This window comes from Caloramator mitchellensis (genome assembly GCF_001440545.1).
Classification (GTDB): Bacteria; Bacillota; Clostridia; order Clostridiales; family Caloramatoraceae; genus Caloramator; species Caloramator mitchellensis.
In genome coordinates this window covers 12,501-36,115 of sequence record NZ_LKHP01000004.1, presented here as the reverse complement: position 1 = coordinate 36,115, position 23,615 = coordinate 12,501, and the positions used below count along the sequence as shown (strand labels likewise).

Sequence of the window (23,615 nt, the reverse complement as noted above, 5' to 3'; positions counted from 1 at the left end):
GCTGATTAGATGTCTAAGCATGATGAAATCATCAAACACATTTCCAACCTTAAGATAGGAACAAAAATTTCTGTGAGAACAATTGCAAATGAATTAAATGTTAGTGAAGGAACGGCATACAGGGCAATAAAGGATGCAGAGAATTTAGGATTAGTAAGTGCTGTTCCAAGAATAGGAACCGTTAGAATTGAAAAAACAACTAAAAGAAATATTGAAAAACTAACTTATGCTGAAGTTGTAAATATTGTTGAAGGTCAGATATTGGGAGGAAAAGAAGGTCTATATAAGACATTAAACAAATTTATAATTGGAGCTATGACATTGGATGCTATGGAAAGGTATATTACACCAGGTAATCTTCTAATTGTCGGCAATAGAGAAGAAGCACAGAAACTGGCACTTGATAATGAATGTGCTGTTTTAATAACAGGAGGCTTTGGTTGTAGTGATGAGATTAGACAATATGCTAACGAAAAACAGCTACCCATAATTTCCTGCGATTACGATACATTTACAACGGCTTCTATGATAAATAAGGCACTTGCAGAAAATTTGATAAAGAAGGATATAATATTAGTTGAAGATATAATGAAGGGTGAAATAATTTCTGTTAATTTAAATTCAAAGATTAAAGATGTTAAAGAGATAATGCGGGAATCAGGAATTGAAGTTATTCCTATATTGAACGATGAAGAAAAAATAGTAGGTTTAGCTACCGAAAGAGAAATAAATAATTATCATAATGAAAATGAAGTAGTATCTAAGATAATGAACAAAAACGTTGTATTTGTAACGCCAAAGACATCAGTTGCATATGCAGCGCATATTACAATCTGGGAAGGCATAAAGAATATACCAGTAGTAGATGGCAAAAAATTAGTCGGACTAATTAGTAGACAAGATATCATCGCAGCGCTTCAACAGGCAAGTGGACAACCTCAGTTTGGAGAAACAATCGATGATATGATAATAAAAAACTTTGATTGTGAGGAAATTGATGGCGGTTTTAAATATTACGGTAAAATTTCACCTGAAATGCTAAGTCCTATTGGAACTGCAAGCTGGAATACATTATCTATGATTATGTCTACTTTAGGTTCACTTGCATTAAAGCACAATAATAATATAAATGTTTCTGTAGATTCATTCTCGGTTTATTTTATAAAACCAGTTCAACTTGACTCTAAAATACAGATATTGGTTAAATGCATAGATAGCAGCAAAAATTATGCTAAGGTAGAAATAGAGATGATTTCAGAATCCGACAAAGAAGTAGTTGGGAAAGCTCTTTTAAGCGCCAAGATATTTAGAAAGTAGGTGGAATGAACATGAGTTTTGTTCATCTTCATGTTCATAGCGAATATAGTCTTCTTGATGGTTCGAGCAGAATTGAAAATTTGGTCCAAAAAGCAAAAGAATTAAATATGGATGCTATTGCACTTACGGACCATGGAGCTATGTATGGGGTTATTGATTTTTATAAAACATGCAAAGCTCACGGAATAAAGCCTATAATAGGTTGCGAAGTTTATGTTGCTCCAAGAAGAATGATTGATAAGGTTTCGGGAATAGACAATGAGTATTACCATCTGATTTTGCTTGCTAAAAATAACGATGGATACAAAAATTTAATGAAAATCGTATCGGCTGGATGGATTGAAGGATTTTATTATAGACCAAGGGTTGACATTGAAACGCTTGAAAAATATTCTGAAGGTTTGATAGCGCTATCGGCATGCCTTGCAGGGGAAGTTCAGGAGCTTATATTAAAAAATAGATACGAAGACGCTAAGGCAAAGGCAATTCAGTATGAAAAAATATTTGGCAAGGGAAATTTTTATCTGGAACTTCAGGACCATGGTATGGACGAGCAAAAGGCAGTTAATGAGTATTTGATAAGGATGTCAAATGAAACAGGCATTCCTCTTGTTGCAACCAATGATGTTCATTATGTCAACAGGGAGGACGCTGCTGCCCATGAGATACTATTGTGCATTCAAACTGGCAAGACTATAGACGATGAGGAAAGGATGAAATTTCCTACTGATGAGTTTTATTTAAAATCGCCTGAAGAGATGGAGGAGTTGTTTGAATTTGTCCCTGAGGCGTTGGAGAACAGTGTGAAAATAGCAGACGAATGCAATGTTGAATTTGAGTTTAATAAGACAAAACTTCCTAAGTTTGAAACACCCGAAGGAAAGAATTCCAACGAATTTTTAAGAGAACTTTGTTTTAAGGGATTGAATGAAAGATATGAAAAACCATCGGATATGTTGATTGAGAGGTTGAATTATGAGCTTGATGTAATTGAAAGAATGGGGTATGTCGATTATTTCTTAATAGTTTGGGATTTTATTAGATTTGCACGTGAGAATGATATAATGGTTGGACCAGGCAGAGGCTCGGCTGCAGGTTCAATAGTAGCGTATACGCTGGGTATAACTAAGATAGACCCTATAAAATATAATCTTCTTTTTGAAAGATTTTTGAACCCAGAAAGAATAAGTATGCCGGATATAGATTCAGATTTTTGTTACGAGAGACGTTCGGAAGTTATCGATTACGTATTTAACAAATATGGTAAGGATAGGGTTTCACAGATAATTACTTTTGGAACTATGGCAGCAAGGGCGGTTATTAGGGATGTAGGAAGGGCGCTTAACTATTCCTATGCTGAAGTAGACACAATAGCCAAAATGATTCCTATGGAATTGGGGATGACTATCGATAAGGCGCTTGATATGAACGTAGAATTGAAGAATGAGTATGAAGAAAATGCTCGAGTTAAGCACCTTATTGATATAGCGAGAAAGCTTGAGGGATTGCCGAGGCATTCATCGACTCATGCTGCAGGCGTTGTAATATCTTCGCTTCCGCTAGTAGAATATGTTCCACTATCAAAAAACGAAGATACAATAACTACTCAGTTTACAATGACGATACTTGAAGAAATTGGTCTATTGAAAATGGACTTTTTGGGACTTAGAACATTAACGGTGCTAAGGGATGCAGTTGAATTGATATATAAAAACAAGGGCATTAAGCTTGATTTAGATAAAATAGATTTTGAGGATAAGAGTGTCTATGAAATGATTGGACAGGGTAAAACGGAAGGTGTATTTCAGCTGGAATCTTCAGGTATGACAAGTTTTATGAAGGAGTTGAAACCAACTTCGCTTGAAGACATTATTGCAGGGCTTTCACTTTATAGACCAGGTCCTATGGACCAGATTCCAGAATATATTAAAAATAAAAACAATCCAGATGGAATTCAATATATTGATGAAAAGCTAAAGCCAATTCTTGATGTAACATACGGTTGTATAGTTTATCAAGAACAGGTTATGCAGATAGTTAGGGACATCGGTGGTTATTCGCTCGGAAGGTCTGACCTTGTAAGAAGAGCAATGTCTAAGAAGAAACACGAAGTTATGGAAAAGGAACGTAAGAACTTTATATATGGACTTGAGGATGAAAATGGAAATATAATCGTTCAAGGGGCCATAAGAAATGGAGTTAAGGAAGAAGTTGCGAACAAAATATTCGACATAATGATGGATTTTGCAAGTTATGCGTTTAATAAATCTCATGCTGCTGCTTATGCCGTAGTAGCTTACCAGACGGCATACTTAAAAAAGTATTATCCTGTAGAGTTTATGTCAGCCCTATTAACAAGCGTTATGGGTAATACTGATAAAGTAGCCTTTTATATCAATGCGTGCAGAAAAATGCATATTGAAGTTTTACCTCCTGATATCAATGAAAGCTTTGAAAACTTCTCTGTCTCTGGCAATAAAATCAGGTTCGGGCTTGTTGCGGTAAAAAATGTTGGGAAGGGAGCTATTCAGTCTATTATTGATGCACGAGAAAAGGGAGGCAAATTCATAAGCTTTAGAGATTTCTGTGAAAGAGTAAATTTATCTGAAGTAAATAAAAAGAATATTGAAAGTTTAATTAAAGCTGGAGCATTTGACAGCCTTGGATTGAAAAGGTCGGTATTGATGAACAACTATGAAAAAGTGGTCGATTCAATTATAAATGAAAAAAAGCAACTTATAGATGGGCAAATAGGATTTTTTCAGAGCGAATTTTCTTCTATAAAAAAGGACGATTTTCAGGACATGAAGGAGTTTGACAGAAAATATTTGCTGACAATGGAAAAGGAAATGCTTGGGCTTTATATAAGTGGGCATCCTCTTGAGGATTACGAAAATGAACTTGAGCTAATGACAAATACAAGAATATCGGACATATTTTCAATTGGTGCTGAAGAAAATGAAGTTGTTGATATTAAAGTTCACGATGGTCAAAAGGTAGTTATTGGTGGCATTATAAGCGAAGTTTCAATTAAATCAACAAGAAAAAACGAAATAATGGCATTTGCAAAGGTTGAGGACAGCTATGGAACAATAGAAATTTTGATTTTCCCTAAAATTTATCAAAAAACAAGCAAGTTTATAATTGAGGATAACATAGTAGTTATAAAGGGAAGGGTAACGATAAGAGAAGAAGAGCAGCCTAAAATAATTGCTGAGGAAATTGAGCCGCTTAAAAATATAGAGACAAGGGTTAATAAAATATATTTAAGGCTTGATGATAAGATATGGAAGGAGCAGTTTAATAAGATAAAATCGAAGCTCGCTCTGCACAGAGGAAATAATCCTATATATGTTGTTCTTAAAAATTCCAAACAGACATTTATGGCTTCAAGGGATTTCTGGATTGAAGCAAACGATGAAATACTGAATTATCTTAAGATAGAAATAGGGGATGAGAATATAAAAATAGTTTAAGTGCCTAAAATATTGGGCACTTATTTTTAATAATATATTGTTTTATTAATTGCTTTTATGGTAAAATAAATTAGGAACATTTTGATTTTTATAAACATAACGATATAAATTAATTTATAAAGTATGTGGGACATTTTTAGTCCTACATGGTCGAAGGAGGCAACAGAAGATGAGAACTATAGCAGTATTAACCAGTGGTGGAGACGCACCAGGAATGAATGCAGCCATCAGAGCAGTCGTAAGGACAGGCCTTGCAAATGGATTAAGAGTTATGGGAATACAAAGAGGGTATAATGGAATAATAAATGGTGAAATATTTGAAATGAATTCATCATCGGTTTCAGACATTATTCAAAGGGGTGGAACCATTTTAAGAACTGCAAGAAGTGAGGAATTTAGAACAGAAGAAGGAAGAAGAAAGGCTTTTAATGTTTTAAAGGTATTTGGAATTGATGGTTTGGTTGTAATTGGTGGTGACGGTTCATTTACAGGTGCAATGAAGCTTTCAAACGAACACGACATTAAGGTTGTTGGCATACCAGGAACAATTGACAACGATTTAGCATATACAGATTATACTATTGGATTTGATACAGCAGTGAATACAGTTTTAGATGCTATCAACAAATTGAGAGACACTTCAACTTCGCATGAAAGAGTTTCAGTAGTTGAAGTAATGGGAAGAAGATGTGGAGATATTGCGCTTTATGCTGGACTTGCAGGCGGTGCAGAAAGTATTATAATACCAGAACAGGAATATGACTTCAATGAACTTTGCAGAACGATTATAGAAAGCAAGTCCCATGGAAAGATGCATAATCTAATTATACTTGCTGAAGGCGTAGGCGGTGCTGAAGAACTTGCTAAAAAAATTGAGGATATTACAGGTATTGAAACCAGGGCAACAAAGCTTGGACATATTCAAAGAGGTGGAAGTCCATCAGCGTTTGACAGAATATTGGCTTCAAAGATGGGCGCAAGAGCTATAGAGTTGCTTTTAGAAGGAAAGAGTCAGAGAGTTATTGGAATTAGAGACGGAAAGTTAATTGATGTGGATATTAATGAAGCATTAGCTATGAAAAAGGATAGCGATGACTATATGTATAAACTTGCAAATATCTTATCAATCTAAGGAGTTGAAGGTATGAGAAAAACAAAAATTGTCTGCACAATTGGACCTGTTAGTGAAAAGGAAGAGGTATTAAGAAAATTAATCGAATCTGGATTGAATGCTGCAAGACTTAACTTTTCACATGGCGACCATGAGGAACATGGAAGAAGAATTGAGCTCATAAAGAAACTTAGAAAAGAAATGGGAAAACCGATTGCTATTGTTCTTGATACTAAAGGGCCAGAGATTAGAACGGGTAATTTTAAAACTGGAAAGGTAGAATTGGTTGAAGGACAAAAGTTTATCGTAACTACAAGGCAAATAGATGGAGACGAGACAATTTGTTCTGTTACCTACGAAAAATTACATGAGGATGTAAAAGTAGGGGATACAATATTAATCGATGATGGATTGATTGGACTTACTGTTGAAAAAATTGAAGGACAGGATATTCATTGTGTTGTTCAAAATGGAGGCCCTGTAAGCAACCATAAAGGTGTAAATGTTCCAAAAGTTAAAATTAATTTACCAGCTCTAACAGAAAAGGACATTGCAGATATAAAGTTTGGGATTGAAAAAGGAATTGATATTATCGCAGCTTCCTTTGTTAGAAAGCCATCTGATGTTCTTGCAATTAGAAAGGTTTTAGAAAGCAACGGTGGTCACAATATTTTAATTGTAGCAAAGATTGAAAATCAAGAGGGTGTAGACAATATCGATGAAATTCTGAAACTTGCTGATGGAGTGATGGTTGCTCGTGGTGATTTGGGAGTAGAAATTCCTGCGGAGGATGTTCCATTAGTGCAAAAAATGATTATTGAAAAGGCAAATAAGGCAGGAAAGCCTGTAATAACAGCAACTCAGATGTTGGATTCTATGATTAGAAATCCGAGACCAACAAGGGCAGAGGTAACTGATGTTGCTAATGCTATATTCGATGGGACTGATGCTATTATGCTGAGCGGTGAAACAGCAAATGGCAAATATCCTGTTGAGGCAGTAAGAACTATGGCTAGAATTGCTGAAAAGGCTGAGTCAGCTTTAAATTATGAGTTGCTTCTTGAAAAGAAGGCAAAACAGAAATTAAATACTGTTCCTGATGCAATTAGTTTTGCAACAGTTACATCAGCTGATGAGCTTAATGCATCGGCAATTATAACTGCTACTCAATCAGGTCATACTGCGAGGATGGTTTCAAAATACAGACCAAAGTGTCAAATTATTGCTGCAACTCCTTATGAAGATGTAGCAAGAAAACTATCGATTGTTTGGGGAGTTTACCCAATTATAGCTTCTAAGATGGAGTCGGCAGATGCTGTAATTGACTTATCAGTAAAAGAGGCATTGGATAAAGGATTAGTGTCCAAGGGAGATTTGGTTGTTATAGCGGCAGGTGTTCCTGTAGGATATGCCGGAACGACTAACATGATGAAGATTTCAATAGTTGGGGACACTCTTGTTCAAGGAAAAGGAGTAGGAAATCCAACATATGGGACAGCATGTGTAGTTACTAATAATGGAAAAATTGACGAAATGCTTGAGACGGGAAACATATTAGTTGTTAAGGATTTAGCTCCCTCTGATGTATCATACATTATAGAGAGAGCAGCAGGAGTTATAGTAGAAAACGGGGGTTTAACTACTGATGCTGCTTTAGAATGTATAAATAATAATATTCCAATTATAATCTCTGCTGAGGGAGCTACAACTATAATAAAACACGGAACGCTCGTTACCATGCTTCCAAGAAACGGATTGGTTTTCAGCGGTAAGGCAAATATCACTGCATAATAGCCCTATTTTAGGGCTATTTGTATTAAATATTAAAAAAATGGATATAATTTTAGATAGATTTTGAGGCAACTGATTCTAATTATGCACACCAGTGGGTGTGCCATTTTTTTTGAATAAAAAAATATAAAGTGAAAAAAATAAACTTGAAGATATTTTTTGAGGGAGGATTGATTATGAGATTAAACGCTTTAGATTGGTTAGCGATAGTTCTTACTATAATTGGCGCGATAAACTGGGGACTTATAGGTTTCTTTGATTTTGATTTGGTAAGAGCTATTTTTGGAACAAGAACACTTGCAAGTTTTGCTATATATTCAATAATAGGAATAGCAGGATTATATATGATATTCACTATAGCAAAACAGGAAAACAGAGAAGAAGCAAGATAAAAAAATTGGCTGTTGCATTATATGCTTTGCAACAGCTAATTTTTTAAGTTAATTTTAGCTTAAATATTCTGTAGGTCTTATAAATTTTGCCTCCAAGTTTTATTGCATCATTTATCATAGGTGTATTATATTCCCAGATTGTTGAACCTTCTGCTTCAATAAACCCTTTCTCCCTTGCAGACTTGAATATATTAAGGTAAATAGCTGAAGAAACACCTTTTTTTCTATATTCGGGAATGACGAATAATACAAAGACCCTTAATCTGTTGATAAATCTTTTGTGATATAGAAGCTTAAATATTCCAAAAGGAAACAGCCTGCCATTTACATATTTTAATGCCTGATTGTAATCTGGCAGTGCTATGTTAAATCCGATAGGTTGTCCATCTTTTGTTCTTGCAATGAAAATAAAATCCTCATCAACAACTGGAACTAAATTATTAGCCATTATTTCTATTTCATCTTTATCAAGTGGAATAAAATCCTCCCATTCTTCTGGCATTGCTCTTGCAATTATTTGTTTTATATCTTCTATGTCCTTACTTAGTCTTTTTCTGTTTAATTTTTCCACTACAAAATCAAATTTATCAACAGCAAAATTGTATGCTCTTTCATAACGTTCTATATTAACAGTATTTATATCATAATGAAATGCATAAACATCCCAGTATTTTTCAAAACCGTATTTTTCAAACAAATCCTTGTAATAGGGCTTGTTATATACATTTATTACGTATGGTGGGTCATCAAAATTGTCGATTAATATTCCTCTATTATCATCCCCATTAGGAACATTAACAGGTCCTACTATTTCGTCTACACCGTTTTGTTTAAACCAATTAATTGCATAGTCAAACATAGATTTAGCTGTTTCAAAATCATCTATGCATTCAAAAAAAGATATATATCCTCTTTTATATTTTTTTATCTTATTTATTTTTTGGTTAATTCCTATAAGCATTCTTCCAACAGTCTCGTTGTCCTTAAATGCAAGTATGAGTTTATATGGTCCATCATGTTTCAAAGTACTATTTTCTCCCCGAATTGTTTTCTTAAAGTCTGAAATCAAGGGAGAAACCCAGTTTTTATCATCATTGTATATTTTCCACGGTAATTTTATAAATTCCTTTTCCTCTCTCTTATCAATAACTTCCTTAATGATTATCACAACAAAATCCCCCTCTAATAATTTAATTTAATATTATCAAATATTAGCAATGTTTTACAATATATTATTGTTTATTTTATAATTTTATTCTGATAAAATAATATGGATAAAATATTAAAAAGGGTGATGAATGTGGCAAAACATATTCCAGTTGAATTAGGAAAACAATATGAGATTGATATAACAGGAATGGGATTTCAAGGTGAAGGAGTAGGAAGAATTGAGAACTTTGCAGTATTTGTCAAAGGTGCTCTGAAGGGAGAAAAAGTTAAAGTTGATATTGAAAAGGTTCAAAAGAATTTTGCCTTTGGTAAACTTATAAAAATATTGAACATCTCAGAGCAAAGGACTAATCCAATATGTCCTATTTACGAATTATGTGGAGGGTGCCAAATTCAGCATTTAACATATGAAGGTCAATTAGAGTTCAAAAGAGAAAGAGTTGAAAATGTAATCAACAGAATTGGGAAAATAACAGATGTAAAGATACATAGAACATTGGGAATGGCAAATCCATACAGATACAGAAACAAGGTTCAACTTCCTGTAAGAAGGGAAAATGGAGAGATTAAAATAGGTTTTTTTAAGCAGGGAACTCATGATGTAATAGACATTGATGAGTGCTTTATTCAGGATGAGGTTGCTGATAAAGTTGTAAACTTGACAAAGGAATGGATTGATAAGTATAGAATTGAACCCTATGATGAAAAAGATGGAAGCGGATTAATAAGACATATTATGATTAGAAGGGCATTTGTAACAGGCGAGGTTATGATAGTTATAGTAACTAATGAAAACGAACTTCCATACAAAGATGAGTTTATTGATTTGATGCTAAATAACATTGATGGATTAAAAAGTATAGTTCATAACATCAACAATAAAATTACAAATGTTATATTAGGTGAAAGAAATATTCTGCTTTGGGGACAGAATTATATAACTGACTACATAGGAAAATTTAAATTCAGAATTTCCCCCCTTTCATTCTTTCAGGTAAATCCTGTTCAAACTAATGTTTTATACAACAAAGCACTTGAATTTGCTGATCTTACAGGTGATGAAGTGGTTTTTGATGCATATTGTGGAACAGGAACAATATCTTTATTTTTAGCACAAAGGGCAAAAAAAGTTTACGGCGTTGAAATAGTTGAAGAAGCAATAAAAAACGCAAAAGAAAATGCAGTCGAAAATGAAGTTAAAAATGTAGAATTCATAGTTGGTGAGAGTGAAGCAATCATTCCAAAACTAATCGAAAAGGGAGTTATTCCTGATGTAGTTGTAGTAGACCCTCCAAGAAAGGGCTGCGATGAGAAACTACTTCATTCCATCGCAAATGCTAATCCAAGTAGAATAGTTTATGTTTCCTGCGATCCATCAACATTAGCAAGAGATTTAAATCTATTGGAAAGATTGGGATATAAAACAATTGAAATTCAGCCGGTTGATATGTTTCCACAAACGGCACATGTGGAGTGTGTCACATTGATGTCAAAGCCTTAACCTTTGATATTACTGGCTTTTCGCGTTTACATTCAACTAGTCTACTCGAGAGAAAGGGTAAAATGCGTATATGGGAACATGTCGAAAACTCATATTTAATCCCCCAAGATTGATGGGGTTGAGTTAACACATTAGATAATGCCCATTTTTACATAGGATTGAGTAGCCAGAATGGATGTACTTTTTATAAAATCTGTCGATATTGTATTTAGAATAATATTTATTTAAATCCAATTTAAAAATCATGCGAATGTAAAGAATTTATTTGCATTATTATGAAACGAATGATATTATACAGTTATAAATAACTATAGGTGATTATCATGGCAATCAGTTATAAAAAGCTTTGGGAACTATTGATTGATAGAGATATGAAGAAAAAAGACCTGCAAAAGATTGCAGGTATAAGTTCTGCAACAATAACAAAGCTTGGCAAAAACGAAAATGTGAATACTGAAGTATTAGAAAAAATATGTAGGGCTTTGGAATGTGATATAAGTAATATTATGGAAATTATACCAGATAATAAATAAAAACGATTAAATACTAAAGGAGAAGCAATGATTACAAGATATCATGCAATATACTATGCACGTGTTCTTGCGCAAAGAGCAATAGGCGATAATATAGACAGTTTGTCACAATCATTATTAAATGCCGCTGTGGATATAAATCCACACCAAATTGAGGCGGCTTTATTTGCGTTTCGTTCTCCGCTCTCCAAAGGCATTATTCTTGCCGACGAGGTTGGTTTGGGAAAAACCATAGAGGCCGGATTAGTGCTGTGCCAATACTGGGCTATTGGTAAGCGGAAGATAATTGTTGTTTGTCCTGCTGCCATACGAAAACAATGGAGTTTTGAACTGACAGAAAAGTTTGGTATTGATAATGAAATCCTTGATTCAAAAAATTACAACGAATATGTCCGCATTGGGCGTAATCCGTTTGACAATAAAAAGGTTGTCATTTGTTCTTATAATTTTGCTGCCCGAAAAAAAGATGAAATACGTTTGTTTGGCTTTGACCTGGCTATTATTGATGAGGCGCATAAACTGAGAAATGTATATAAAAAGAATAGTGTCACAGCACACGCTGTTCGGGAAGCTCTTGAAAATGTAAAGAAACTGCTCCTGACGGCTACGCCGTTTCAAAACAGCCTTATGGAATTATACGGACTAACCTCCATAATAGACGAAAACATTTTTGGCGATGCTAAATCATTTCGTGCCAATTATGTGTATGAAGAGAATTATTCTGAACTGCAAATGAGGCTTGCACCTTATTATAAAAGAACTTTGCGAAAAGACGTGGTGGAGTATATAAACTATACCAAACGTCTGCCTTTGACACAAAAATTTGATTCTACTGATTTGGAGTTTGAGTTGTACACGAAGGTTTCGGAATTTTTGCGTTCCGACAACTTATATTCTATACCTGTAAAACAGAAAATGTTGACAACAATGATGGTTAGAAAAATACTGGCATCTTCTACATATGCTTTGCTCGGCACATTGGCTACCATAAAAGCACGCCTGGAAAAAATGCTTGAAGAAAATAAATACCAGCAGTTTGATTTGAATGAGATTTTTGATGAGGATGAGATTGAACTTCTTAATGAAAATGAAGAAGATAATATCGATAGTGATGCTAACTTGCCTACAGAGGATGAAATAATAGATACAAAACAAATACAAAAAGAAATTGCAGCAATACAGTCATTTATAAATTTGGCTGAACAAATTAAGTATGATTCGAAAGCTAAAGCACTCCTTATAGCATTACAGAAAGCATTTGAACAGATTGAATTAATAGGTGCGAATCGTAAAGCACTTATTTTTACAGAATCAAAACGAACGCAAGCATATTTGAAAGAATTTCTTGAGCAAAATGGATACCGGGGAAAAATTGTTATTTTTAACGGATCAAACTCGGACAAGCAATCAAACGAGATACTTGAGGCTTGGCTTAAGGCTAATGCCTATACAGGCAAAATAAGCGGTATCCGCGCGGCGGACCGACGTGCCGCCATTGTTGACTATTTTAAGGACAAGGCGGAAATTATGATCGCAACAGAAGCTGCTGCGGAAGGATTAAACCTGCAATTTTGCTCACTTGTTGTGAACTATGATTTACCTTGGAATCCACAGAGAATAGAACAGCGCATTGGCCGCTGTCACCGCTACGGACAAAAAAGCGATGTCGTCGTTGTAAATTTCGTAAATCAGCGTAACTACGCCGATTTACGTGTATTCGAGCTGCTAAATGATAAATTTAAACTGTTTAGCGATGTGTTCGGGACATCCGATGAAATACTGGGTCAAATCGTCGGTGTTGATTTTGAAAAGCGTATATGGCTCATATACCAGGAATGTCGGACCGAAGCTGAGATCAGTGCTGCGTTTGAAAAACTTCAAGCCGAACTGGAAAGTAAAATTAATACGCGCCTGAAAGACGTAAAAGAACAAGTACTGAAAACCTTTGACGTGGAAGTTCAGGGACGGTTGAAATTAGCAAAAGAACACACCTGTGCGTTCATAAACCGTTACGAATATATCTTCTGGGAACTGACGAAATTTATTTTAGGAGATAAAGCGGTTTTCAACGATAGCAACCACTCTTTTATATTAAAAGAACGTATTGGAGAATCTCCAAAAGGAAAGTATTGTCTTATTACAAGTAAAGAAACCGAGGGGATACCTTACCGTCTTTCTCATCCGCTTGCGCAATATGTGCTGAAGCAGGCTTCAGCTATAAAAGTTACGGGTGGTAAGATTATATTTTCTCCATTGGAAACAGAATTAAATGTAACTTTGCCGGAGGATTTGAAAGGAAAAAGCGGATACCTGCTTCTTTCGTCATTGGATGTTTTGGCATTCGATACAGAACAATACAGCTTATTTACGGCATATACAGATGACGGACAACCATTGTCTCAGGAATTATGTGAGAAATTGTTTCTTTGTGCCGGACGTGAAGTCAAACCAACAGGACTTACCCCTGTACAACAGCGTAAATTGAAAGAGAGTGCAGAACAGCATCGAAAAGGGAAATTACAGCAGATTGACTCGCGAAATCTCTTATATTTTAAGGAAGAGGAAGAACGCATCTTCCAATGGGAGAAGGATATGATAAATAGTCTGGAAAAAGAGCTTGATACGATTAAGCGGCAAATCCGTGAGCAGGAAAGGTTAATACGCAATGCTGTAACAATAGAGGAGAAAATTGCAGCAACAAAAAATTAGAACAACTCGAAAGCTTCAAGCGGCGAAAGCGCAATGAGCTTGCCGATCGAGAAGATGAAATAGCAAGCAAACGCCGCAAACTGTTGGCTGAATTGGACAGCCGAATGATAAAACAAACTCATCACGAGGATCTATTCGCCATTGAATGGCAGATTGTATAAAGGAGTGAGAACGCGATGAATCAAAATACGAACGAAAAATTGAACCGATTTATTAACCTCTTGGAGGAAATTTTTGAACTTGACAAGGCAGATTTGGATTTCGGGATCTACCGCATTATGAATATCCGCAGGAAAGAGATTATGAAATTCCTCTCGGAGGATTTGCCAAAAAAAGTGAAGGAAACGCTTACTCCGTTTGCCCAAAATACCGGGGAAATAAAAGAACGTATTGCAGCTATTGAAAAACAAGGTGCTGAACTTGGTATAGAGATTAATGCAAGCCCGAAGCTAGCAGAAGAATATGCCCGTTACAAATCACAGCTTGCGTCGGGTACAGACTTGTCTTCACTTGAAACAGATGTGTACTCAGCACTTTATAAATTTTTCAGCCGTTATTATGATGAAGGTGATTTTATTTCTAAACGTCGCTACAAAGAAGGCGTTTACGCAATTCCTTATGAGGGTGATGAGGTAAAACTTTACTGGGCGAATGCTGACCAGTATTATATAAAGACCACAGAAAACTTTCGTGACTATACTTTTATTGACAACGGTAAAAAGGTACATTTCCGTCTTGTTGATGCAACTACAGAAAAGAACAATAACAAGGAATCCGACACAAAAAAGCGCGAGTTTATGCTTTATAAAGAAACGCCGGAGCGCCCTGAACTTAAGACAATTGAAGAAGTTGACGGCGAATTGGTTATCCGTTTTGTATATGACACTCCAGATGATAGAAAAGTAAATTGGTTTGAAGCCAACCTTGACGCCATTTCGGATGCAATTGCAAAGAATTTGAAAGAATGGTTTCACTTACTCGCGCCTGCACCTAGCGAAAAAAAGAAAACGCGTACGGTGTTGGAAAAACATCTGAGTACCTATGTTGCTAAAAACACCTTTGACTATTTCATTCATAAGGATTTACGCGGCTTTTTAACCCGCGAACTGGACTTTTTTATAAAGAGCGAAGTCATTCATCTTGATGATATTGATACTACCGACGAGAAACGTGCTGATAGCTATCTTGCCAAGGTGAGGGCAATCAAGCGTGTCGGTAAGATTATTATTGACTTTCTCGCACAAATTGAGGATTTTCAGAAAAAACTGTGGCTGAAAAAGAAGTTTGTTGTTGATACAAATTGGTGTATAACTCTCGATAGGGTGGACGAAAAATTCTACCCAGAAATTATTGAAAACGAAGCTCAAATTGCCGAATGGCGGGAAATGTATGCGATTCATGAGATCGAGGGCAACCTTACGACCGTCGGATATTCCGAGCCACTGACGATAGAGTTTTTGCGTCAAAATAAAAACCTTGTTCTTGACACTCGTCATTTCTCGGCCGATTTTAAAGAACGCCTGATTGCAAGCATAGACAATCTCGACGAGCAGACGGGCGGATTGATGATATATTCAGAAAATTTTCAAGCTATTAATTTACTTACTGAGAAGTATAACGGAAAAATTAAGCTTATATATATAGATCCGCCTTATAATACTGATGCAAGCAAAATATTGTATAAAAACGGCTATGAGCACAGCAGTTGGATATCGTTAATGGAATCGCGTCTATCCGCTTCTTGCTGTCTTTTGTCACAAACTGGGTTGATAGAAGTTGCTATAGACGATTATGAACTACGTTATATTAATTGCTTACTGGACTTAATCTATGGCATTGATAATGCAATATCGAACATAGCGATATTAACAAACCCTAAAGGGAGAGATCAAGATTTTATTGCACAAGCGCATGATTATACACTTATGTATGCTCGTGATAAGCGTTATTGCACAACAAATAAATTTACTCTTTCCGAAGAAGAGCTTAAAAAGAAATTCTCGAAATTAAAAGGTGAACAAGCACATAGGGAACTACCATTAAAACGTACAGGAAGCGGTAAACGTCGAGAAGATCGTCCCTACATGTTTTTCCCTTTTATTTACCATATTGAGAGTAAAAAACTGAGTGTAATACCAGAGGATCAATATAGTCAGATTTACCAAGCGAGCACGAATACATTTGATGATGCATTTATTAATTACTTGCGAAAGAAATATGAATCGGAAGGTTACGCATTTATTCTTCCTTTGAGTGAGAATGGAGAATATTTACGCTGGCGTTGGGGGTATAAAAGCTGTGTTTCTGGCTGTGAAAGCGGGATTCTTTTTGCAAAACAATTACGGAATGGCAGTTATGCTGTTTATCAATATGATTTTGCTGATGATGAGCAAACGCCTAAATCATTATGGTTTGGCGAACGTTACGATGCCTCTTCAAAAGGAACGAATCTTTTGGAGGACATTATACCGCAAAATCCATTTGACTATCCGAAAAGCTTGTATACAGTATTAGACAATATTGTTATAGGTAGCAATGAAAAAGATACAGTACTTGATTTTTTTGCCGGCAGTGGTACTACTGGTCACGCTGTTATTGAATTAAACCGCACAATAGACAATTCGGACAGAAAGTATATTCTTGTTGAAATGGGCGAGTATTTTTACACTGTTACGCTGCCACGCATGAAAAAGGTTATCTACTCCGCCGATTGGAAAAGCGGTAAACCGCAAAACCGCAACACTGGCATAAGCCACATTATGAAATACATCTCCCTTGAAAGCTACGAAGACACGCTTTCAAATATTGAACTGGATGACGACAAACACCAGCTTGCGATGAAATTAGGCGATGAATATATGATACACTATATGTTTGACTACGAGGCGAAAGACAGCATGCTTTCGCTGGACGCTTTTAACGCACCGTTTTCCTATAAGCTTAAAATCATTGAAAACAACGAAACGAAACTTAAGACTGTTGACTTATGCGAGACATTCAATTATCTGATTGGGCTGTCGGTTATACGACAGTCGGCAACAGCTTGGTTTAAAGCTGTAAGACTGATTGAAGAGGAATGGAAAAGAGAAGGCTTATACGAAGGAGCGGTCAGATTGGAGCGGGATAACAGCGGCGAGTACGGCTTTAAGCAAATTGAGGGCAGACTACCTGATGGCAGACGAGCGCTTGTAATCTGGCGCACCATCACAAGTGACTTGATACAAAGCAATGCTGCATTAGACTCATATTTCACAAAACACAGGATTAACCCCGCTGACCGTGAGTTTGATGTTATCTATGTCAACGGTGACAAGAACCTTGAAAACCTGCGCCTGGATGACGAAAACTGGAAAGTGCAGCGTATTGAACCTGTATTCAGGGAAAAGATGTTTGAGGAGGCGGAATAATGGCAAAAAGAAAAAACACTGCTTCTGCTTTCAAATGGAGTGACCAGTTAGTTTTATTTCGCTATTTCCTCAACCTGTTTGGCAAAGACAGCCTTGCTGACCTTGCTGGCAAAATGAACAGTTCTGAATACGAAGGCTTTGACGAAAACCAGAATACATACTTCTGGGGTGAACTGGATTTACTGTTGATGCGCCAGGGCGCAGACGCAAAAATTAGCCGGGATACTCTGCGGGAATATGATGAGCGTATTTGCCGCTATGTCAAAAAAATTGGCGAAAAACGCGGGGGCATTAAGCTTAAATATTTTCAGTATATAGCCTGTCTGTTCACCGAAATATATCTTGACCGCTATTTTACCGACAAAGAAGCCTTTGCAGCTGATTTGAACGCTTTTATCGAAAAGGTTAAGGTAGAAAGTTTCGGTGCTATTGATATTGAGCCTTTTACACCGGAGAATATGAATAAATTGGCATTTATGTGCGCCACCGGCAGCGGCAAGACGCTCATTATGCACATAAACATCCTGCAGTTTCGCTATTACCTGAGAAAGGCGAAGCTGACCAACCAGCGCTTGGACATTAACAAGATTATTGTTCTTGCGCCGAACCAGGGAATGTCAAACCAGCATTTGGAGGAGTTGAAACTATCGGACATATCCGCAGAGCCTTTCTCAAAGAGCGGCTTTGGTACAACCGCTGACGTTATTGTTATCGACATGAACAAGCTGAAAGAGGAAGGTAAAGTCAAAACCGTTTCAGTTGACAGCTTCGAGCAGAACAACCTCGTGCTTGTGGACGAAGCACACCGCGGCCTCGCGGGAGATGTGTGGTATGACTACCGTTCGCGCCTTTCGGCAGAGGGTGGCTTTGCCTTTGAATATTCCGCAACATTAAAGCAGGCGATGAAATCAACCAAGCCGGGTAATATTTCTCAGAAAGAATGGAAAGAACGTCTTGACGAGTATTTCCGTTCAATTATAATTGATTACTCTTACAAGTACTTTTATGAAGACGGATACGGCAAGGAATACCGCATTTATAACTTACGGGACAGTATTGAAGAGGAACAGAGGCAGTTATACCTCGTAGGCTGCTTGTTGTCATTTTATCAGCAATTGAAGTTGTTTTGTGAAAAAGGCAAGGAGTACGCACCTTTTCGAATTGAAAAGCCTCTACTTGTTTTTGTGGGCAATCGTGTAACGGCAAAAACATCCGTCGCAGAAATGACCGATGTTGAGGAAGTGTTGGACTTTATTGATAAGTTTGTCAACCGCAAGGAGCAAACCATAAACCGAATCGACACTGTGTTAAGTGGTGACACCGGACTAACCGACAGCGCCGGCCGGGAACTCTTTTCACAAAACTTCAACGCTCTAAATTCTTTGTTCGGAGGAACTCCTAAAGCTGAAGATGTTTATAAGGATATTCTCCGCCTTGTTTTCAACAGCGATACCACATCTGACTCCCCACGCCTGCACGTCATAAACTTGCGTCAGGTACAAGGAGAAATTGCACTCCGAATTGGTTCCGACGGCGAATATTTTGGTGTGGTAAGCATTGGCGACACGGCAGGCTTAATTAAAAACTGCGAGGCAAAAGGTATTACCACCGAAACAGAGGAGTTTGTTTCTGAATCCCTTTTCCACAACATCAACGAACGAAATTCGAACATAAATATTCTCATTGGTTCACGCAAGTTTACCGAAGGCTGGAACTCGTGGCGTGTTTCTACGATGGGGCTTATTAACTTTGCTAAAGGCGAAGGCTCACAAGCCATCCAGCTTTTTGGACGCGGAGTTCGCCTGCGTGGCTACGGTGGTTGTTTAAAACGCAGTCACAGATTGGATGACAGCTCTGTTATCATACCGAAATATATTGACCTGCTTGAAACGCTGACTATATTCGGAATAAAAGCCCAGTATATGGAAGACTTTAAAAGGTATCTTGAAATGGAGGATATGCCTGCCAACGAAAGGCCGCACGAGTACACGCTTCCTGTATTAAACCGGTATAATCCCGATGAGCACAGAAAATTGCGGGTCATCAAAGTTAAAGAGGGTGTAAACTTTAAAAATCAAGCTGCAAGACTTTTACTCGGTAAACCGAACGAGGAATTTTTGCGTTATTTAAACAAGAACAAGGTGATACTTGATTGCCGTTCAAAAGTGCAGACAATTGAATCTACATTCAGCATGCAGATTGAATCTATCCCCGAAGAACATACAATTGGTAAGCAGTATATACCATTCATCGATTATGACCGCATTCTTGACGAACTTGAAACCTATAAGAACGAGAAGTTTTATTATAATATCTCTATCACTAAAGATGGTATCAAGGATATTTTAAAAACTGACGGTTGGTATTTGCTTATCATTCCGAAGAAGCACCTCGAACTTGACAGTATGGAAAAGCTTGTTCTTGTAACTGACTTAGCCATTATGGTGCTGAAATGTTATATTGATAAGTTCTACAAATACGAAAAAGCAAAGTGGGAGGAAAGGTTCCTAGAATACCAGGAATTGAATGACAGCGATGGAAACTTTGTTGCTGAATATAAACTTTCGTATTATGATGCCTACGACGGTGATCCAACCGCCGGGACAGTGGAGCAGTTTGTTGAGGATTTGAAGGCTCTACTTAATCAGCATAGCGGTATACCAACATATGAAAAAGGTATGCTTAGCAATTCACTGATAGCTTTTGATTTCCGGCATCACCTCTACACACCGCTCATCTGTCTGAGAGCGGGTGGTTTGAAACTGACTGTATCACCGGTCAGTCTGAATGAAGACGAGAAACGGTTTGTTGATAAACTTAAGGCATATGTAGATGCAAATGCTGCAATTTTCGAGGGCAAAAAGCTATACTTGCTCCGCAACAAGAGCAAGGTAGGAATGGGGTTCTTCGAAGCAGGCAATTTTTATCCGGACTATGTGTTATGGATTGATACGCCCGATGTGCAATATATTTCCTTTATCGACCCAAAAGGATTGCGGCATTTGCAATGGGATGATCCCAAGATAGAGTTCCATGCCACTATTAAAGAACTTGAAGCGCGCCTCCAGCCCTCAAGCGGTGATAAGAAAATTGTGCTGAACTCTTTTATAATGTCCGGTACCCGTTCCGAGGATTTGTGTCAGTGGTGGGGAAAAGGCAAGCCGGAACGTAGAGCGAAGAATGTGTTTTGCCTTGATGAAGACGACTGCATTGATGGTATGATAGCGAAAATATTGAAATCGGAATAGCTTATTGTTGAATATTAAGCTAATAATTACGTAATCCGATGGCACTAATTGGAAAAATTAGTTTATCAAGCACAGAAAATAAGAAATAAATTTCTGTTAGTAGCATAATTGTAAAATTAAAATTAATGACAATATTGACATACTTTATCAAGAACACCCAAATGGGTGTTTTTATTTTATAATGTTTAATTTATTCACTCCTAACAAGGAGGTAAGGAGGTGATGCCTATGCTTGAACTAATATAGGTATTATGACTTCAATAACACACAAACCAAAGGAGGAAATCAAAAATGATTGGATTCGAGCAGTACCAAAAAATCCAGGAGTATAAAGCACTTGGACTTGCCCAGACAAAAACTGCAAAGGTGCTAGGAATAACCTATTCTTCGGTCAGCAAATACTGGAATATGAGCGAAGAAGATTATGTAAGGGAAGCTGAAAAGGAAAGGTTCCACATGGATAACTATCGTCAGTACATACTGGAACAACTGAAGTTATGCCCACAAATACGGGACACAAATGTCTATCTTAAATTGATGGAAGCCTTTCCCGATTTACAAGTTAAACGAGCTACATTCTATCGCTATATGAAATCATTAAGGGAACAACATGGGTACCAGCATGCAAGTAAAAGAAAAACTTCGCCCCGTGAAATATCTCCGCCGGGATATGAAGCGCAGGCAGATTTCGGTCAATACAAACTAAAGGATATGTACGGGCGAATTGTACGAATATATTTCTTTTGCATGGTTCTAAGCTATAGCAGAATGAAATTTGTTTATTTTTCACCGGATCCCTTTACAACCAAAACAGCCATTAAAGCTCATAAATATGCATTCCAATATTTTGGAGGAAGAACACAGACTATTCTTTATGACCTTGACCTTGTCTATGTAGTCAGTGAAAATCTGGGGAATATCATATTCGTACCCGCCTTTGAAGAATATGTTAAGCGTATAGGTTACAGTATTTCGCTATGTAGACCAAGAGATCCTCAAAGTAAAGGCAAGGTTGAAGAGGTGATTGGATACATAAAGCAAAGTTTTCTTGAGGGCAGGATATACACCGGAATTGATTGCCTTAACAGTGCTGCCCTTGCATGGTTAGATAGGGAAGGCAACGGGCGAATACATACTGTGACCAGAAAAGTGCCGCGTGAAATGTTCATGGAAGAGCAAAAATACTTGTTCCATGTCAAACCTTATTCCGAAGTATCAAGCACTGTTGCCTCCTTTGATAAGGATGGAGTGGTAAGTTACAAAGGCAACCGTTATCTGATTAATACAGGTATGATGGATGTTCATAAACGCATTCGCATTGAAGATGATGGTGAAATGCTTTTGTTCTATGATGCTGAAACAAATGATTTATTGGCTAAATATCCAGTCACAGAAGATACCGGGCAGTTGTTCAAACCAGAAGAAAATTACAGCAGAGACAGGGTTTCTTTAACCATCATAAAACAATATTTTGCAGAATACGAAATAGCTCAGGAATTCATCCGGCTTATGGAGTTACAGCAACCAAAATATTTTAATTCCCATTGTATTCGAATAAACCGGATGACGAAGTTTTATACAATTGGACAATTGCTTGATGGAATAGAATACTGCATTGATACTGAACGCTGCAGTGCCTATGAGCTTTTGGCTTATCTCATGTATCAGTACGGAGAGCATATAGCTAAGAAGTTTTTGCCGAATCAGCAGTATTTTAACCATTTGGCGAGGAGTAAAGAAATAAGGAGGGAAATCGATGGCTGATATAACAGAAATCCGTGAATTGGCCCAAAAGCTCAACCTTTGGAATATCGCAAGGGGATATATTGATTTGAATGATGAGAAACTATCAAACCTTGACTATCTTAAGATGGTGTTAGAAAAAGAATTGGAGATTAGGGCCAGACAAAAACACACCAAGCTGAGGAAGGCAAGTAAGCTTCCAAACAAAGCATTTGACGCATCGGACTCAAACAAGGGCTTAAAATGGCAGATTAAACAGTTATCCAACCTGACATGGCTTAAGGAAGAGCAAAACTCAATCCTGCTGGGAAAATGCGGGACGGGTAAGACCGGTCTTGCAGCGCAACTTGGAGAAACTGCAATCAGCAATGGACATAAAACCTATTATGCGCCTTTTGATAATTTTATCGCAGTGGCAGAAAAGAAAGCCACAAATCCAAAAGCAGAAGCGATCTTTTCTTATATGCAGGAATGTGACTTAATTATTATTGATGATGTCTTTTATGTGGAACCAACCAGGGCAGAACTGCAGGTTTTCTACCGGGCAGTTACCTTTCTTAATGAAGCCAGAAGCATTATTTTTATAACCAATCGTGAACTGTCAGCATGGATAGATGCAGCTGAGGATAAGCATCTTTGCCAGACTTTATTGGACAGAATGACGGTCAATTGTCAAATTGTTCGTTTGACTGACAAGTAAATAAAAACACTCACTTCTTTTTTAACAGGGGCAAATACCTCGTTTGAAAACAATGCCGAAAAACGGCTTAAAATAGATGCAAAAAATCTCACGAAATTCAAAGAACTGCTTAGCTTTTGAGATTTTCTGCAGTTTATAGGGTAGGGGGGTCTAAATCTCTACCACTTTTCACCCCGGAAACGGGCGGGGGGTCACGCGCGAAAAATCGCAGTTTCAAACGTGTGGTGAAATATACCGTAGAGTTCATTGGAATAACAGAGGCAAAAAATCGATTGTTTGGAGATGTGTCAGTAGGCTTGAGAATACAGGGTTAGCTTGTCATTCTCGAACTGTACAAGAGGACATGATAGGCTTAGCTACGGTGGATGCAATTAATAAGCTACTTGGGCAAAAAGATGACTTTTTGATTACCTTAAAGGAAAATATAGAAACAGTGATAAGTGAAACGGACAATAATATTGTTTCTGAGATAGATAAAAAGCTAGAGGAATTACAAAAAGACCTTTTGAGGCTGGCC

General features: G+C 37.0%; 14 protein-coding genes (1 of these 14 only partly in view). 13 read left to right on the top strand and 1 reads right to left on the bottom strand.

What is annotated here, in order from left to right; translation table 11 throughout:
- Positions 1 to 9 precede the first annotated feature (9 nt).
- From ABG79_RS04395 to ABG79_RS04375, 5 genes are all read left to right on the top strand, one after another.
- Positions 10 to 1,317, top strand: coding sequence for a DRTGG domain-containing protein (locus tag ABG79_RS04395; protein ID WP_057977541.1), 1,308 nt, complete (start codon positions 10 to 12; stop codon positions 1,315 to 1,317).
- 11 nt (positions 1,318 to 1,328) lie between these two features.
- On the top strand, positions 1,329 to 4,793 hold the full coding sequence (locus ABG79_RS04390) for a DNA polymerase III subunit alpha (protein WP_057977539.1): 3,465 nt from the start codon (positions 1,329 to 1,331) through the stop codon (positions 4,791 to 4,793).
- Positions 4,794 to 4,962: 169 nt separating this feature from the next.
- Complete coding sequence (gene pfkA, locus ABG79_RS04385; RefSeq protein WP_057977537.1) at positions 4,963 to 5,925, top strand: 6-phosphofructokinase; 963 nt, start codon at positions 4,963 to 4,965, stop codon at positions 5,923 to 5,925.
- A gap of 12 nt (positions 5,926 to 5,937) precedes the next feature.
- Positions 5,938 to 7,695, top strand: coding sequence for a pyruvate kinase (gene pyk / locus ABG79_RS04380; RefSeq protein WP_057977536.1), 1,758 nt, complete (start codon positions 5,938 to 5,940; stop codon positions 7,693 to 7,695).
- A gap of 176 nt (positions 7,696 to 7,871) precedes the next feature.
- Entirely contained in the window at positions 7,872 to 8,087 is a 216-nt protein-coding gene (locus ABG79_RS04375; RefSeq protein WP_057977534.1) for a DUF378 domain-containing protein, read from the top strand.
- A gap of 43 nt (positions 8,088 to 8,130) precedes the next feature.
- Here the strand turns inward: ABG79_RS04375 and ABG79_RS04370 are convergent, their stop codons facing one another.
- The gene (locus ABG79_RS04370; protein ID WP_057977532.1) at positions 8,131 to 9,255 is read right to left on the bottom strand and encodes a GNAT family N-acetyltransferase; all 1,125 of its coding nucleotides are present in this window, start codon (positions 9,253 to 9,255) and stop codon (positions 8,131 to 8,133) included.
- A 132-nt stretch (positions 9,256 to 9,387) separates the two neighbouring features.
- On the opposite strand from ABG79_RS04370, the gene rlmD reads away from it, so the two are divergent.
- The 8 genes from rlmD to ABG79_RS04330 all read left to right on the top strand — a co-directional run.
- Positions 9,388 to 10,758, top strand: a complete 1,371-nt coding sequence (rlmD, locus tag ABG79_RS04365) for a 23S rRNA (uracil(1939)-C(5))-methyltransferase RlmD (RefSeq protein ID WP_057977530.1) — start codon at positions 9,388 to 9,390, stop codon at positions 10,756 to 10,758.
- Between the two features lie 323 nt (positions 10,759 to 11,081).
- A complete protein-coding gene (locus ABG79_RS04360; RefSeq protein ID WP_057977528.1) occupies positions 11,082 to 11,291 on the top strand; it encodes a helix-turn-helix domain-containing protein in 210 nt (69 codons plus the stop codon).
- Positions 11,292 to 11,318: 27 nt separating this feature from the next.
- Positions 11,319 to 14,000 carry an SNF2-related protein gene (locus tag ABG79_RS04355; protein ID WP_242859308.1) on the top strand — a complete coding sequence of 894 codons (2,682 nt, stop codon included), beginning with the start codon at positions 11,319 to 11,321 and terminating at the stop codon, positions 13,998 to 14,000.
- A 176-nt stretch (positions 14,001 to 14,176) separates the two neighbouring features.
- Positions 14,177 to 17,407 carry a site-specific DNA-methyltransferase gene (locus ABG79_RS04350; RefSeq protein WP_057977526.1) on the top strand — a complete coding sequence of 1,077 codons (3,231 nt, stop codon included), beginning with the start codon at positions 14,177 to 14,179 and terminating at the stop codon, positions 17,405 to 17,407.
- Positions 17,407 to 20,655 (top strand): DEAD/DEAH box helicase family protein, encoded by a 3,249-nt coding sequence (locus ABG79_RS04345; protein ID WP_057977524.1) that lies wholly within the window; start codon positions 17,407 to 17,409, stop codon positions 20,653 to 20,655. Before ABG79_RS04350 ends, ABG79_RS04345 begins: the two co-directional genes overlap by 1 nt.
- 291 nt (positions 20,656 to 20,946) lie before the next feature.
- Complete coding sequence (locus ABG79_RS04340) at positions 20,947 to 22,419, top strand: DDE-type integrase/transposase/recombinase (protein ID WP_057977522.1); 1,473 nt, start codon at positions 20,947 to 20,949, stop codon at positions 22,417 to 22,419.
- On the top strand, positions 22,412 to 23,098 hold the full coding sequence (locus ABG79_RS04335) for an ATP-binding protein (protein ID WP_057977520.1): 687 nt from the start codon (positions 22,412 to 22,414) through the stop codon (positions 23,096 to 23,098). The genes ABG79_RS04340 and ABG79_RS04335 overlap by 8 nt, the downstream gene beginning before the upstream one ends.
- Before the next feature lie 154 nt (positions 23,099 to 23,252).
- On the top strand, positions 23,253 to 23,615 hold the 5' portion of the coding sequence (locus tag ABG79_RS04330) for a recombinase zinc beta ribbon domain-containing protein (protein WP_083490333.1). 264 nt of this gene lie beyond the right edge of the window; only the first 363 of its 627 coding nucleotides appear in the window; the start codon lies at positions 23,253 to 23,255; the stop codon falls past the right edge of the window.